The 14454-nt window shown below is 61.8% G+C and carries 13 protein-coding genes; 9 read left to right on the forward strand and 4 right to left on the reverse strand.

The genetic code is table 11. The features are described from left to right. Positions 1–99 precede the first annotated feature (99 nt). Positions 100–876 (reverse strand): ABC transporter substrate-binding protein, encoded by a 777-nt coding sequence (locus AB4O08_RS02280; protein ID WP_010211241.1) that lies wholly within the window; start codon positions 874–876, stop codon positions 100–102. A 261-nt stretch (positions 877–1137) separates the two neighbouring features. Here AB4O08_RS02280 and AB4O08_RS02285 point away from each other — a divergent pair, with 261 nt between their 5' ends. From AB4O08_RS02285 to AB4O08_RS02300, 4 genes are all read left to right on the forward strand, one after another. After that, entirely contained in the window at positions 1138–2838 is a 1701-nt protein-coding gene (locus tag AB4O08_RS02285; RefSeq protein ID WP_042571509.1) for an AMP-binding protein, read from the forward strand. A 151-nt stretch (positions 2839–2989) separates the two neighbouring features. Next, positions 2990–3445 carry a (2Fe-2S)-binding protein gene (locus AB4O08_RS02290; protein WP_010211243.1) on the forward strand — a complete coding sequence of 152 codons (456 nt, stop codon included), beginning with the start codon at positions 2990–2992 and terminating at the stop codon, positions 3443–3445. Next, entirely contained in the window at positions 3445–5664 is a 2220-nt protein-coding gene (locus AB4O08_RS02295) for a xanthine dehydrogenase family protein molybdopterin-binding subunit (RefSeq protein ID WP_042571508.1), read from the forward strand. Before AB4O08_RS02290 ends, AB4O08_RS02295 begins: the two co-directional genes overlap by 1 nt. A 16-nt stretch (positions 5665–5680) precedes the next feature. Continuing rightward, positions 5681–7024: a c-type cytochrome gene (locus AB4O08_RS02300; protein WP_010211245.1), complete on the forward strand. Its 1344-nt coding sequence runs from the start codon at positions 5681–5683 to the stop codon at positions 7022–7024. A 2-nt stretch (positions 7025–7026) separates the two neighbouring features. Here the strand turns inward: AB4O08_RS02300 and gbdR are convergent, their stop codons facing one another. Continuing rightward, complete coding sequence (gene gbdR / locus AB4O08_RS02305) at positions 7027–8103, reverse strand: choline metabolism transcriptional regulator GbdR (RefSeq protein WP_010211246.1); 1077 nt, start codon at positions 8101–8103, stop codon at positions 7027–7029. After that, the gene (gene gabP / locus AB4O08_RS02310) at positions 8100–9509 is read right to left on the reverse strand and encodes a GABA permease (RefSeq protein WP_010211247.1); all 1410 of its coding nucleotides are present in this window, start codon (positions 9507–9509) and stop codon (positions 8100–8102) included. Before gabP ends, gbdR begins: the two co-directional genes overlap by 4 nt. A 259-nt stretch (positions 9510–9768) precedes the next feature. On the opposite strand from gabP, the gene AB4O08_RS02315 reads away from it, so the two are divergent. The 5 genes from AB4O08_RS02315 to AB4O08_RS02335 all read left to right on the forward strand — a co-directional run bounded on the left by AB4O08_RS02315 (position 9769) and on the right by AB4O08_RS02335 (position 13685). Then, positions 9769–10224 carry a GNAT family N-acetyltransferase gene (locus AB4O08_RS02315; protein WP_010211248.1) on the forward strand — a complete coding sequence of 152 codons (456 nt, stop codon included), beginning with the start codon at positions 9769–9771 and terminating at the stop codon, positions 10222–10224. A 275-nt stretch (positions 10225–10499) separates the two neighbouring features. Further along, entirely contained in the window at positions 10500–11285 is a 786-nt protein-coding gene (gene flgG / locus AB4O08_RS02320) for a flagellar basal-body rod protein FlgG (RefSeq protein ID WP_460114677.1), read from the forward strand. A 64-nt stretch (positions 11286–11349) separates the two neighbouring features. Next, positions 11350–12099 carry a response regulator gene (locus AB4O08_RS02325; protein WP_010211250.1) on the forward strand — a complete coding sequence of 250 codons (750 nt, stop codon included), beginning with the start codon at positions 11350–11352 and terminating at the stop codon, positions 12097–12099. Then, a complete protein-coding gene (locus AB4O08_RS02330) occupies positions 12096–13157 on the forward strand; it encodes an ATP-binding protein (protein ID WP_021493360.1) in 1062 nt (353 codons plus the stop codon). Before AB4O08_RS02325 ends, AB4O08_RS02330 begins: the two co-directional genes overlap by 4 nt. Before the next feature lie 219 nt (positions 13158–13376). Then, positions 13377–13685 (forward strand): hypothetical protein, encoded by a 309-nt coding sequence (locus AB4O08_RS02335; protein ID WP_010211252.1) that lies wholly within the window; start codon positions 13377–13379, stop codon positions 13683–13685. On the opposite strand, the gene AB4O08_RS02340 is transcribed toward AB4O08_RS02335, so the two are convergent. Further along, positions 13674–14447: a creatininase family protein gene (locus tag AB4O08_RS02340; RefSeq protein WP_010211253.1), complete on the reverse strand. Its 774-nt coding sequence runs from the start codon at positions 14445–14447 to the stop codon at positions 13674–13676. The two genes, AB4O08_RS02335 and AB4O08_RS02340, sit on opposite strands and share 12 nt — an antisense overlap. Between the last annotated feature and the right edge of the window lie 7 nt (positions 14448–14454).

The following is a 14454-nucleotide window of genomic DNA, read 5'->3' on the forward strand; positions in this document are numbered from 1 at the left end:
CTTGCTTGCTCGCGAAAAAATCACTGACGACGCGTGAAGCCAGAACGAACGCGTTACGGTTAACTTTTTTCGCGAGCAAGCTCGCGCCTACAAGGGGCATCAATCGCCGTAGATGTCGGATTTGAAGTACTGCTGCGAAATCTTCTGGTACTCGCCACTGGCGCGAATGCCATCGATGGCCGCATTCAACTGGCCGACCAACTCCGTATTGCCCTTGCGCACCGCGATCCCTGCACCCTCGCCCACGTATTTCGGGTCCTTGAGTTCCGGGCCGACAAACGCATAGCCCTTGCCGCGTGGCATCTGCAGGAAGTCGTTCAGGGGAATGGTGTCGGCAAAGATCGCATCGAGGCGACCGGCTGCCAGGTCCATGTAGATCTCTTCATTATTGCTGTAGCGCTTGACGTTGATGCCCTTGGGCTCGAACACCTCGGTGGCATAACGGTCGGTGGTGGTGGCGCGCTGCACGCCGATCGTCTTGCCCTTGAGGCTGGCATATTGGTCATCCACCACGGCGCCCTCCTTCATCACCAGGCGCGATGACGTGAAGTAGTACTTGTGGGTGAAGTCCACCGACTTCTTGCGGTCTTCGTTGATGGTCATGGACGACAAGGCCATGTCGATTTTCTTCACCTTGAGGGAAGGAATCAGACCGTCGAACTCACCTTCTACCCACACGCACTTGACCTTCATCTGCGCGCACAGCGCATTGCCGATATCGTAGTCAAAGCCAACGATCTTGCCTTCCTCGGTCTTGGACGCGAATGGCGGGTAAGCCGCCTCGATGCCGATGCGCAGGGTTTTCTCGGCGGCCATCGCGTGGCTGGACGCAAGCAGGCCCAGGGCCAGGACGGTGATAAGGGAGCGCTTCTTCATGGTGGTGTTCTCGCAAGTTGTTGTTGGTTTGGCAAGCCTGAAGAAAGAAACGAAGCCGTTAACTTTGTACTTATAATTCCATATTGGACTTTTACGTCTTTATCGTCAATCACGCCGCTTTGCGGTTCGACACCCATGACTTTTTTGCACAACGTACCGGTGTTTTTGAGCGTTCTGCTCTGATTTATGCGTGCCTATACTCGGTCCAGCCTCTCGGTTCAGCCGGGGGGAGTCCCACAACAATAATTAAGGACAGCCACCATGACCCAGCCCTTCCTGGCCGCTCGGGATTTTCTGCTCGCTCACCGCACCGATTACGCCACAGCCGTACGGGATTTCCGTTGGCCGCAACTGGGCGAATTCAACTGGGCCCTGGACTATTTCGATGCGATGGCCGAAGGCAATCCGGCCGATGCGCTGTGGATCGTCGAGGAGGACTGCAGCGAGCAGCGTTACAGCTTCCAGCAACTGGCTGCGCGCTCCAATCAGGTGGCCAACCACCTACGCGCCCTCGGTGTAAACCGGGGTGATCGTGTGCTGCTGATGCTCGGTAACGATGTCGCACTGTGGGACACCATGCTGGCTGCATTCAAGCTCGGCGCCGTGGTCATTCCCGCCACGGCGTTGCTGAACCCCGATGACCTGCGCGACCGTATCGAACGCGGCCAGGTTCGCCACGTGGTGGTCGGCGAAGCGCATGTGCACAAGTTCGCCGGCCTGGCTCAGGGTTGCAGCCGTATCTGCGTGGGTTCGGCGCCTGCCGGCTGGGTCGCGCACAACGCGGCCTTTGAATACCCCGAACAGTTTGAGGCGCAAGGCCGCACCCTGGCCACCGACCCAATGCTGCTGTACTTCACTTCCGGCACCACCTCCAAGCCGAAAATGGTGCTGCACAGCCACCAGAGCTATCCGGTGGGGCACTTGTCGACCATGTACTGGATCGGCCTGCAACCGGGCGACCTGCACCTGAATATCTCATCGCCAGGCTGGGCCAAGCATGCCTGGAGTTGCCTGTTCGCACCGTGGAATGCCGGTGCGTGCATCTTTATCCATAACGTCGCGCGATTCAGCGCGCCGGCCTTGCTCAGTGCCTTGGAACGCTACGGCGTAACCAGCCTGTGCGCGCCGCCGACGGTGTGGCGCATGCTGATCCAGGAAGACCTGGCCAGCTACAAACCGCGCCTGAGCCTGCGCGAGCTGGTGGGCGCGGGTGAGCCGCTGAACCCGGAAATCATCGAGCAGATCCAACAGGCCTGGGGCTTGCCGTTACGTGATGGTTTCGGCCAATCGGAAACCACTGCCCTGGTAGGCAACACGCCCGGCCAGTTGCTCAAGCCCGGTTCCATGGGGCGCCCGTTGCCGGGCTACCAGGTGGCCCTGCTCGACCCGGATGGCATTCCCGGCAACGAAGGCGAAGTCGCCCTGCCCCTGGACGTGCGCCCGCTCGGCCTGATGCTCTGCTACGAGGACAGCCCGGAGAAAACCGCCGAGGTCATGCGTGACGGTTACTACCGCACCGGCGACACCGCGCAGATCGACGCCGACGGCTACATCACCTTCGTCGGTCGCGCCGACGATGTGTTCAAGGCCTCCGACTACCGCATCAGCCCATTCGAACTGGAAAGCGCCTTGATCGAACACCCGGCCGTCATGGAAGTCGCCGTGGTGCCGAGCCCCGACCCGTTGCGCCTGGCGGTGCCCAAGGCGTTCCTGATCCTGGCCCATGACGAACCCGGCAGCGCGGCGTTGGCCCAACATATTCTGGCCTTCGCCCGTGAGCATTTGGCGCCGTACAAGCGGGTGCGACGCATCGAGTTCGTCACCGAGCTGCCCAAGACCATATCCGGGAAGATTCGGCGGGTGGAACTGCGGCAAATGGAGGTGCTGCGGCGCCAGGGTGATACGCGGGGTGAGCATGAGCACTTCGAGGAAGACTTCGTGCGCCCAACCGCTGAATCGTAGTCGCACAATCCTGTTGAATACTTGCCTGATCCTCCGACTTATCGACTAATGGATAGATAGCCCTTGCGCGCTGGTCTAGAGTTCGACAATAAGCGGCCACTGCGTTCATGACTAAAACAGGCCGCACCTACCGTCGATCAGCAGGTGAGCCATGGAATTACGAATCAACCAAAAGGCCTATCAGGTCGATGCCGACGCGGACACGCCATTGCTGTGGGTGATCCGCGATGACCTGGGCCTGACTGGCACCAAGTATGGCTGTGGCCTGGCCCAGTGCGGCGCGTGTTCGGTACTGGTGGATGGCAACGTGGTGCGCTCCTGCGTCACCCCGGTGGCCGGGGTGGTCGGACGAGAAATCACCACCATCGAAGCGATTGAAACCGATGAAGTGGGCAAGCGTGTGGTCGCGACCTGGGTCGAGCATCAGGTGGCGCAATGCGGCTACTGCCAGTCCGGGCAAGTGATGGCGGCCACTGCGCTGCTCAAGCACACGCCGGCGCCCAGCAAGGCGCAGATCGACGCGGCGATGATCAACCTGTGCCGTTGCGGCACGTATAACGCCATCCATGCGGCTGTCGACGACCTGGCCAAGCAGGGGGGCGTCTGATGAACCTCATCAACGAACTGCTCGACGCGCCGGTAAACCTTTCGCGCCGCCGCTTTCTGGCGAGTACGGCCGTGGGTGCGCTGGTGATTGGTTTTGGCCTGCCACTGGGCTCGGGTCGGGTGCAAGCCGCCACCGCGGCTGAACGCGGCACCCAGGTGCCGGCGTTCCTGGAGATTCGTCCGGACGGCACGGTGCGCCTGCTCAGCCCCTTCATGGAAGGCGGGCAAGGCACGCACACCGCCATGGCGCAGATTGTCGGTGAAGAACTGGATGCCGACCCCGCGACGTTCATCGTCGAAGCCGCCCCGCCCGGCGAAGCCTATGTGGTGATGGAAAACGGCCTGCGCATCACCGGCGGCAGCATGTCGGTGCGCATGAGCTACCCGACCATGCGCCGCCTCGGCGCCCTGGCCCGTGCGATGCTGCTGCAGGCGGGCGCCAAACAATGGGGCGTACCGGTTGGCGAACTGACTACCCAGCCTGGCCGCGTGGTGCACGCGGCTTCCGGTCGTTCGCTGGGTTATGGCGAACTGGCCAGTAGCGCCCTCGACATGCCAGTGCCCGATCCCGCCAGCATCACCCTGCGCGACCCGAGCCAATTCCGCTGGATCGGCAAACCGGTGAAGCGCCTGGACGCCTACGACAAATCCACTGGCAAGGCGCTCTACAGCATCGACCTGAAAGTCGACAACATGCTTCACGCAGCCGTCCAGCATGCGCCACGCCTGGGCATGACCGTGGGCAGCCTGCGCAACCAGTCGCAGGTCGAAGGCATGAAAGGCGTGCATTCGGTGCACGTGCTGCCCGGCGCAGTGGCCGTGGTGGCTGAACGCTGGTGGCATGCCAAGCGTGCGGTAGAAGCGATCCAGGTCGACTGGCAGGAGGCGGCTGCCGACTCGGCACTGCGCGTCATGCCGGCGGATTTTTCCAGCGACAAGCACCGTGAGTTCCTAGCGGCCCAACAGGGCCCGACCCGCGACGACGAGAACGAAGGTGACGTGGCCGGTGCGTTGAAAGGCGCCAAGACCCAGGTCGAGGCGACCTACCACAACCAATACCTCAACCACGCCCAGCTGGAGCCGCCGTCGGCCCTGGCGCGCTTCAACCCCGATGGCACGCTGGAAATCTGGCTGCCCAACCAGGCGCCGGACATGTTCCGCGCCGACATTGCCAAACGCACCGGCCTAGACCCTGCGCAAATCACCCTGCACTCGCCGCTACTCGGTGGTTTTTTCGGCCGGCACTTCCTGTATGACTCGGCTAACCCTTATCCGCAGGCCATTGCACTGGCCAAGGCGGTGGGCCGTCCGATCAAGCTGATCTGGAGCCGTGAGGAAGAGTTCCTGCGCGATGTACTGCGCCCACTGGCGGTGGTCAAGTTCCGTGCCGCGCTGGATGACAAAGGCCTGCCGGTGGCCATCGAAGCGGTCAGTGCAACCGAAGGCCCGACCGAGGCACTCGCCGGCAAACAGGGCGATAAGATCGACCCCACGGCCGTTGAAGGGTTGTCGGGCAAGTCCTACGCGATCCCCAACAAACGCATCGCGCAGATCTACGTCAAAGGCGCACCGATGCTCGGTTACTGGCGCTCGGTGGGCAATTCGCTCAACGACTTTTTCTACGAGTCGTTCCTCGACGAACTGGCGGACAAGGGTGGGCATGATCCCTATGAGCTGCGCCTGCACCTGCTGCGCGACAACCCACGGCTGACCACGTTGCTGCAAGCGGCGGGTGAACTCTCCGGTGGCTGGAAGCGCGGCCCCTTTACCGCCGAGGACGGCACCCGGCGCGCACGCGGCGTGGCAATGGCTTCGCCGTTCGGTTCCCACACTGCGGCGATCGCGGAAGTGTCGATCGAGAATGGCAAGGTCAAGGTGCACGATATCTGGCAGGCCATCGACCCCGGCAGCATCGTCAACCCGGCGATTGTCGAGGCACAGGTCAACGGCGCCGTGGCGTTGGGCTTGTCCCAGACCTTATTGGAAGAAGCGGTCTACGTGGACGGCAAGCCCCGGGCGCGCAACTACGACCTTTACCCGATCCTGGCGCCTGCGCAGATGGCGCGGGTGCATGTGCGGGTGGTCGAGAGTGGCGAAAAAATGGGCGGTATCGGCGAGCCTCCATTGCCAGCCGTGGCACCGGCCGTGGCCAATGCGGTGGCACAGTTGACAGGCCAGCGCGTGCGCAGCCTGCCCTTGAGCCGACACACTTTCAGCTGACCTTCAGGAAACGCCCATGAACAACCGTCGATTCGCAAGAACCGCAGGCTGGCTGGCGCTGCCCTGCCTGGTCGCCGCAGGCCTGCTGGCCTGGTACGTCACCCGTGAACCGGCTACGCCGTTCGAACAGGAACAGGCGGGCGCCACCTTCGAACCCGCCCTGGTCAGCCGTGGCGAGTATGTTGCCCGTCTCAGCGACTGCGTGGCCTGCCACAGTCTGGCGGGCAAGGCACCGTTCGCCGGGGGCCTGGAAATGGCCACGCCGTTGGGGGCGATCCACGCCACCAACATCACGCCGGACAAATCCACGGGTATCGGCACCTACAGCCTGGCCGACTTCGACCGTGCGGTGCGCCATGGCGTAGCACCGGGCGGCCGCCGGCTGTATCCGGCCATGCCCTACCCGTCCTACGTGAAACTCAGCGATGACGACATAAAAGCGCTGTACGCGTTTTTCATGCAGGGCATAAAACCGGCCAACCAGCCGAATATCCCCAGTGATATTCCCTGGCCGCTGAATATGCGCTGGCCCATCGCGCTGTGGAATGGCGTGTTCGCCCCCACTGCGACTTACGCCGCCAAGCCCGACCAGGACGCCCTGTGGAACCGCGGCGCCTACATCGTCCAGGGCCCCGGCCACTGCGGCAGTTGCCACACGCCACGCGGCCTGGCCTTCAACGAAAAAGCCCTGGACGAAGCCGGCGCGCCGTTCCTCGCCGGCGCCCTGCTCGATGGCTGGTACGCACCCAGCCTGCGCCAGGACCCCAACACCGGGCTGGGCCGTTGGAGCGAACCGCAGATCGTGCAGTTCCTCAAGACCGGGCGCAACGCCCATGCAGTGGTCTACGGCTCGATGACCGAAGCCTTCAACAACTCCACGCAGTTCATGCAGGACGACGACCTGGCGGCCATCGCCCGCTATCTCAAGTCATTGCCCGGCGACCCGCAGCGCGACGGCGCCCCCTGGCAGTATCAGGCGGTGGCAGCGGTGCAAGACGCCCCTGGCGCCCACACTTACGCAACCCGCTGCGCCTCCTGCCATGGCCTCGACGGCAAGGGCCAGCCCGAGTGGATGCCCCCCCTCGCCGGGGCCACCTCGGCGCTGGCGAAGGAAAGCGCCTCGGCGATCAACATCACCCTCAACGGCTCGCAACGCGTGGTGGCGTCTGGCGTGCCGGATGCCTACCGCATGCCGGCGTTCCGTGAGCAACTGTCCGACACGGAAATCGCCGAGGTGTTGAGCTACGTGCGTAGCACCTGGGGCAACAACGGGGGCGCGGTTGACGCCAACGCGGTGGGCAAGCTGCGCGGGCACACCGACCCGGCGAGCAGCAGCCCGATCATCCTGCACATGCGCTGAGTTCAGGACTTCAGGTTTTTCACACTGGCAAACGTTGCCTCGCCCCGCGCCTGCTCCATTACATTCATGGGCACGGGGGTAGGCAACGCGTGCATCACCGGCTTGATCACGATGGCTCGCTCGCTGTCGGTGATCGAGCGTTCGTCACTGGGCGGCACGCCGAAGTACTCGCGGTAGCACTTGGAGAAATGCGGCGTGGACACAAAGCCGCAAAGCACCGCCAACTCCACGATGGAAATGGGCGTCTGCTTGAGCAACTGCCGCGCACGGATCAGCCGCAGCCGCAGGTAATAGCGCGAAGGCGAACAGTGCAGGTATTTCTGGAACATGCGCTCAAGCTGGCGACGGGACAACGCGACATACGCGGCCAGCTCATCCAGGTTGATCGGCTCCTCCAGGTTGGCCTCCATCAACGCCACGATTTCCTGCAACTTGGGCTGCTGGGTGCCGAGCATGTGCTTGAGGGGCACGCGCTGATGGTCCTGCTCGTTACGAATCCGTTCGTACACAAACATGTCGGAGATGGCCGCTGACAGCTCGTGCCCGTGATCACGACCAATCAGGTGCAGCATCATGTCCAAGGGCGCCGTGCCGCCCGAGCTGGTGAGACGGTCACGGTCAAGGCTGAACAGACTGGAGCTGACGGTGACCCGTGGAAAGGCCTCCTGCATGGCCGCCAACCATTCCCAATGCACACTGCATTCGTAGCCATCCAGCAAGCCGGCCCGTGCCAACACAAAGCTACCGGTGCAGATACCGCCCAGTCGCTTGGCGTAACGCGCCTGGCCGCGCAACCACTTGACCAGTTCGCCGGTCACAGTGCCCTGGATGCCAATGCCACCACAGACAATCACAATGTCGGCGGGCGGCACGCTGAATATCGAACCCTCTGGGGTGATGGGCACACCGTCACTGGCCCACACGGGGTTACCGTCCGAACTCGCGGTGTGCCACTTGTAGAGCTCCTGGCCCGACAGCTGGTTGGCCATGCGCAAGGGTTCGACCGCCGAAGCCAGTGACATCAGGGTGAACTGGTCCAGCAGCAGGAACACGATGCTGCTTACAGGGCGGCCACTCATAGCTGTGAGGCTGCGCCCACTGTTTTTTGCGTACGTTCCGGCTGTCGTGCAGTCAGCAAACCGACCAGGGAAATCACCAGGGCCAGGCCGATGGTCGATGACACTTCAAATCGGTGTTCAGGCGTTACCAGCATCACCGTCAATGCGGCACAGATGAACGCGATGACCAGCCAGGTCAGCCAGGGAAACAGCCACATCTGGAAGGTCAACGTGACGTTGCGCTGTCGCAGGATCTTGCGCATGCGCAACTGGGACACGGCGATCACCAGGTACACCAGCAAGGCGATGGCACCCGAACTGGCCAGCAGGAACTGGAACAACCCGGCCGGCGCGAAGTAACTGAACAGGGTTACGCCCGCGCCCAGGATGGTGCTGGCAATCACCGCAGCCCGCGGCACACTGGCCGCCGAGGTTTTCTTCATCAGTGCGGGAGCATCCCCACGCTTGCCCAGGGAAAACAGCATGCGCGAGGCAATGTAGATGGAAGAATTCATGCAACTGGCCACGGCGATCAACACCACCACGTCAACCAGCAACTTGGCGTGGGGAATGTTCATCAGTTCCAGTGCACGCTGGTAAGACCCGACCGACGCCAGCAACGGGTCATTCCATGGCACTACGGAAATCACCACGAAGATCGACAGCAGGTAGAAGACACCGATGCGCCACATCACCGAGCGCGTGGCCCGGGCGATGTTCTGCGCGGGGTTGCTGGACTCGGCCGCCGCGATGGTGACCGCCTCCGTGCCGATAAAACTGAACATGATGGTGATGAAGGCCCCGACCACCGCCGACAGCCCGTTGGGCGCGAACCCACCGTGTTCCTCCATCAACCGACTCAACCCGCTGACCTCCCGCTCGGGAATCCAGCCCATCAGCACCGCGAAGCCCAGGCCGATGAAAGCGATGATCGCAATGACCTTGGCCATGGCGAACCAGAACTCAAACTCGCCGTATTTGGACACGCTGAACAAATTGGTGACCACCAACAAAAAGATCGACAACAAGGCAAACAGCCAAGCGTCGATCTGCGGGAACCACTGGTTGAGGATATGCCCGGCGGCCAGGGCCTCGATGGGAATCACCAGCACCCAGAACCACCAGTACAACCAACCGATGGTGAACCCGGCCCAGCGACCGATGGCCTGGTCGGCATAGGTCGAGAAAGACCCGGTGTCAGGATTGGCCACCGCCATCTCCCCCAGCATGCGCATCACCAGCACCACCAGTGTGCCGGAGAACAGATAAGCCAGGAGTACCGCCGGCCCCGCCGCCGCAATCGCATGCCCGGAACCGACAAACAACCCCGCACCGATAATGCCTGCGATGGAAAGCATGGTCACATGACGCGGCTTGAAGCCTTGCGCCAACTGGCCGTTGGAATCGTTGGAATTCAGGCTATTCATTGTTTTTGTTGTTCTCGGTGATCGACGTTAGGGCGTACTGACTGAAGAGTCAGGCGATCATCATTTCTTAATGATGGGTCACCTTACGCGGCCTGACTTCATCGAAAATAGCCTGGGAGCGGCATAGATTGGTCTGATATCGACATGAGGCTGCGCAAAAGCCAGAAGGCAACGTTGGAAAGGAAGGGTGTTTCCAGGTCAGCAACCCATGGAGTAGGCTCTGTCAAAGCAGCACTCCAACACTGGCAGGACGCTTCCAATGCCTAACGACAGCAACCACGCGAAAGATCCCATTCGCCAAGCCACACCCGACGACGTGCGTGCCCTGATCGAACTGGACACCTACGCAACCGCTCACACCCATCGTCGCGTGTTCATCCACGATGCTGTGATTCGCCAACAATGCCTGGTTGCCGTCGACACCGCTGGCCGATGCGCCGGTTACCTGGTGCTGACCCATGACTTTTTCGATCACGGCTTTGTGGCGCTGGTCGTCGTGTCGCCGGCGCACCAGCGTCGAGGTGTGGCGCTGCGATTGCTGGCCGCGGCACAGGCGGCATGCAAGACGCCCAAGTTGTTTGCGTCGACCAATGCGTCAAACACCGCAGCCCAGGCGCTGCTTGCCAAGGCTGGATTCGTGCCGAGCGGGCAGATCGACAACCTGGACGACCACGACCCTGAGCAGGTGTATGTGAAATTTATCCAGCCCCTGTGATTGCGTTTCCCATCGGCTCCACGCCCCCTCCATCGAACCTCCCGTAAAACTCCACCCCTTGTGCACACTGGCGCCTCCCAAAACAGCGACAACGTTGCCACCGCAGACCGCGCGCTCTACTGCGAGTTTGATCGAGCCTGGCTTAAATGCGCATGGCCGGAAAAAAACTGCCCTCTCCATCATTCCTCCACAAAACCTCCCATGAATGCGCACGTTGGTTGCGCACAATCAGGTTCATCACAGTGCCCCCTTGAACGGGTCACACGGAGAACCTCATGATTCCAGCCCTGTACGTCGCAAAAACCGGCTTGTCGGCCCAGGACACCCAGCTGACGACCATTTCCAACAACCTGGCGAACGTCTCGACCACCGGATTCAAACGCGACCGTGCCGAGTTCCAGGACTTGCTGTATCAGATCAAGCGCCAGCCGGGCGCGCAGTCGACGCAGGACAGTGCATTGCCATCAGGACTGCAACTGGGCACCGGCGTACAGATCGTCGGCACCCAGAAGAACTTCAGCGCCGGCAGCCTGCAGACCACCGGACAACCGCTGGACCTGGCCGTTAATGGCCGAGGGTTCTTCCAAGTGCTGCAGCCGGACGGTACCACCGGCTACACTCGTGACGGCACCTTCCACCTGAATGCCAATGGCCAGGTGGTCACCGCCAGCGGGTTCGCCCTGGAGCCCGCCGTTGTGGTGCCGGACAACGCCAAGACCTTCACCGTCGGCCAGGACGGCACGGTGTCCATCACTCTGGCCGGCAACTCCGCGGCGCAAGTGATCGGCAACCTGCAGACCGCCGACTTCATCAACCCGGCTGGTTTGCAGGCAATCGGCAACAACCTGTTCCTGGAAACCGCGTCCAGTGGCGCGCCCCAAGTCGGTACGCCGGGGCTCAACGGCTTTGGCACCACGTTGCAGCGCGCCCTGGAGACTTCGAACGTGAGCACGGTTGAAGAGATGGTCAATATGATCACCACGCAGCAGGCCTACGAGATGAATTCCAAAGTGATTTCCACCGCCAACCAGATGTTGGGCGCCCTTACCCAGAAGCTATGATCAACACCTGACAGCGTGGGCCATGGAGCGGCAATCACGACAAGGCCTCTTCACCGAGCAGACTATGAACGATTACCCCGTTGCATCGACACCCCGTCCCAACAGCATCCGAGAGAACCAGGCCTTGGTGCTGATCGCCGAAGACGAGCCCGAGATCGCGGATATCCTCATCGCCTATCTCAAGCGCAGCGGCTTCCGTACCGCCCACGCCCTTGATGGCCGGCGCGCGCTGGAACTGCACCTGAGCCTCAAGCCAGACCTGATGCTGCTGGATGTGCTGATGCCCCATGTCGATGGCTGGCAAGTCCTGGCCGAAGTGCGCCATCGCGGCAACACGCCGGTGATCATGCTGACCGCACAGGACCAGGACATGGACAAGTTGATGGGTTTGCGTATCGGCGCCGATGACTACATCGTCAAGCCGTTCAACCCGGCCGAGGTGGTGGCCCGTACCCAGGCGGTGCTGCGGCGCTCCGTCAACTACACATCCGGTGTCAGCGCCAGCGTGTTGCGGGTGGATGGGTTTGAGATCGATATCGAGAGCCATCAGGTCACGGTGAACATCTCGGGCAACGCCCTGCCGCTGCTGCTGACCGTCACCGAGTTCAAACTGCTGGCCCAATTGGCCCGAGCGCCGAAACGCGTGTTCAGCCGCGCGGAATTGTTGGCGCTGTGCTCGCCGGAAAGCGACAGCCTGGAACGTACAGTCGACAGCCATATCAGCAAGTTGCGCCGCAAGATCGAAGACCTTGGGCTGCAAGGCGTGCCGGCGAGCATTCGCGGGGTGGGTTATCGGTTCGGGAGTGGCGCGTGAAACTATTCAATGGTTTGAGCCGCCAGATCATCTTGTCCATGTCGGTCGTGGTGCTGTGCGTGGTCGCCCTGGCAGTGATCGGCTCCTATGTGTTCTATGCCCTGCTTTGGACCTACTGGCCACTTCCGGACGAGCAGGTCGACGAGTGGATGCCGGCCAATGCCGAATGGGCGTGGATGGGCTTGACCACCTGCGTCAGCCTGGCCGTCGGCGCATTTGTCGCCACCAAGTTGTCGCGGCGCATCCTGATGCCATTGAACTCGGTGGCCGAGAACCTGCGCAAGCTGGCGGACGGCGATCTCGATGTGCAAGCCGTGGCCGGCGACGAGTCCATCGGTGAGGCGGCTATTTTGGTGAATGACTTCAACAGCATGGCCCAACGCTTGAAACGTATGGCACAGGAACAAGCATTCTGGAATGCAGCCATTGCCCATGAACTGCGCACGCCACTGACCATCCTGCGCGGTCGCCTGCAAGGCTTGGCCGAGGGGGTGTTCGAGCCGGACACGGCGCAATTCTACAGCCTGCTTGGGCAGGTCGAAGGGCTGGCACGGATGATCGAGGATTTGCGCGTGGTCGGTCTGGGGGACAGCGGCTACCTGGAAGTCAACGTGCAAGACGCCGACCTCGCCGCAGGGGTTGAGGACGATGTGCGGCTGTTCGAACCCAGCCTGGCCGCTGCTGGTTTTACCCTGCAACTGGACCTACAACGCCGCACCCTGCGCTGCGACCCTGCACGGATTCGCCAGGCCTTGCTGGCCCTGCTGGACAACGTGCGTCGGCACGCGACACCTGGCAACGTCAATGTGCACCTGAGCACGCGCGACGGCGTTCACTACCTGAGGGTACGCGACGACGGCCCTGGCATTGATGAGGATTTTGCGACGCACCTGTTCGAAGCCTTCCAGCGCGGCGAAAACTCTCGCTCACGCGCCCAGGGCGGCAGTGGCCTGGGCCTGGCGGTGGTGCGCGCGATTGCCATTGCCCATGGTGGCGCGGTGACGTGTCGAAAAATGGAAAACGGCGGAACGCTGTTCGAACTCAGTTGGAACCTTTGAGTAAACCCGGCCCGTCATGCACATCTTTTCCAGGCTGTTCAGACCCATTCAACGCTATCGATGCTTTGTCCTGTTGGACGCCGAATGTATGTGCATTGCGTTCAAAAGCTGCATCGCAGCACCTCAAAGCGGGCATTGGATAGAAGTTGACCGCATCAACTTGTCGTGGCTGGGGAAGTCCCTCCCCAGTCGTGCCCGGATAACTTAACGAGTGTGAACATGAGCCCTTCCCTGTCACTCCTTGAAGAGTCACTGCGCCTGCACACGGCCCGCCTGAAAAGGCTGCAACGGTTCTGGGTGCCGCTGCAACAGCACGCGCCAAAGTGGGTGCTGGCGCTGTGGATCATCGGCGTTTCCGTGTCGCTGGCGACCCAGTGCTGGTGCCACTGGTTCGTAACCGCGCCGCTGATCTGCGTGTTGATCGTCGCGGAAATCGTGATCGACGAGACGCAAATGACACTGCAGTTGCGCACCGATGCCGTTCGCGACGCGTTGAGAGCGGCCCGTGACAGGTTTTCATACGCCTGAGCCTCTCGCGTAAGGCGTTGGCATCGGCTCACTACTGAACGCTTCGACTTCCTGTATCAAACCTCGCGCAGCCATCATCACCAGATCACGTCCCTTGTCCGGGCTGGCCTGCGCCGGGTCTGAACCCATGCGCCCGTCCACATGGCGCGCACGGAAATCAAAGGCTTCACGGATCGGGCCCCAGGGCGCGATTTGAGGCGAGTAGTCAGCGGTTTTGATCGCCTCCGGGTAGGCCCATTGGGTCACCGCTATCTCCGACGGTGTGGCATGAATGCCGTGCCCGGTGGGGAACTGTTCCTTGGCCAGTTCACCGACACCTTCAAGGTCCCACCAATTGCATAACTTCAGCGCGAATCCCGCAGGGCGCCGGGCGAAACTTGCCTCGGCGTACAACTCGGAGAATGCGGCTTCAATGGAGGCGACATTGCCGCCATGACCATTGAGGAGCAGGATCTTTTCAAAGCCGTGGGCGACCAGCGAGTGCACCCAGTCGCCGATGGCGGCAATAAACGTCGAGGGTCGCAGCGAGATCGTGCCGGGAAAGCCGATGTGGTGCTGGGCCATGCCTATGTTGAACGTTGGCGCGATCAGGATATCGGCGCTTTTTTGCGCCTGGCACGCAATGATCTCCGGGCACATCCAATCGGTGCCCAACAAACCGGTGGGGCCGTGCTGCTCGTTGGAGCCGATCGGAATCACGATGGTGCGGCTGCGCTCAAGGAACTGGCCGATCTCGGCCCAGGTCGACAGGTATAAAAGCATGATGGTT

It is taken from the genome of Pseudomonas sp. H3_E07, from assembly GCF_054668895.1.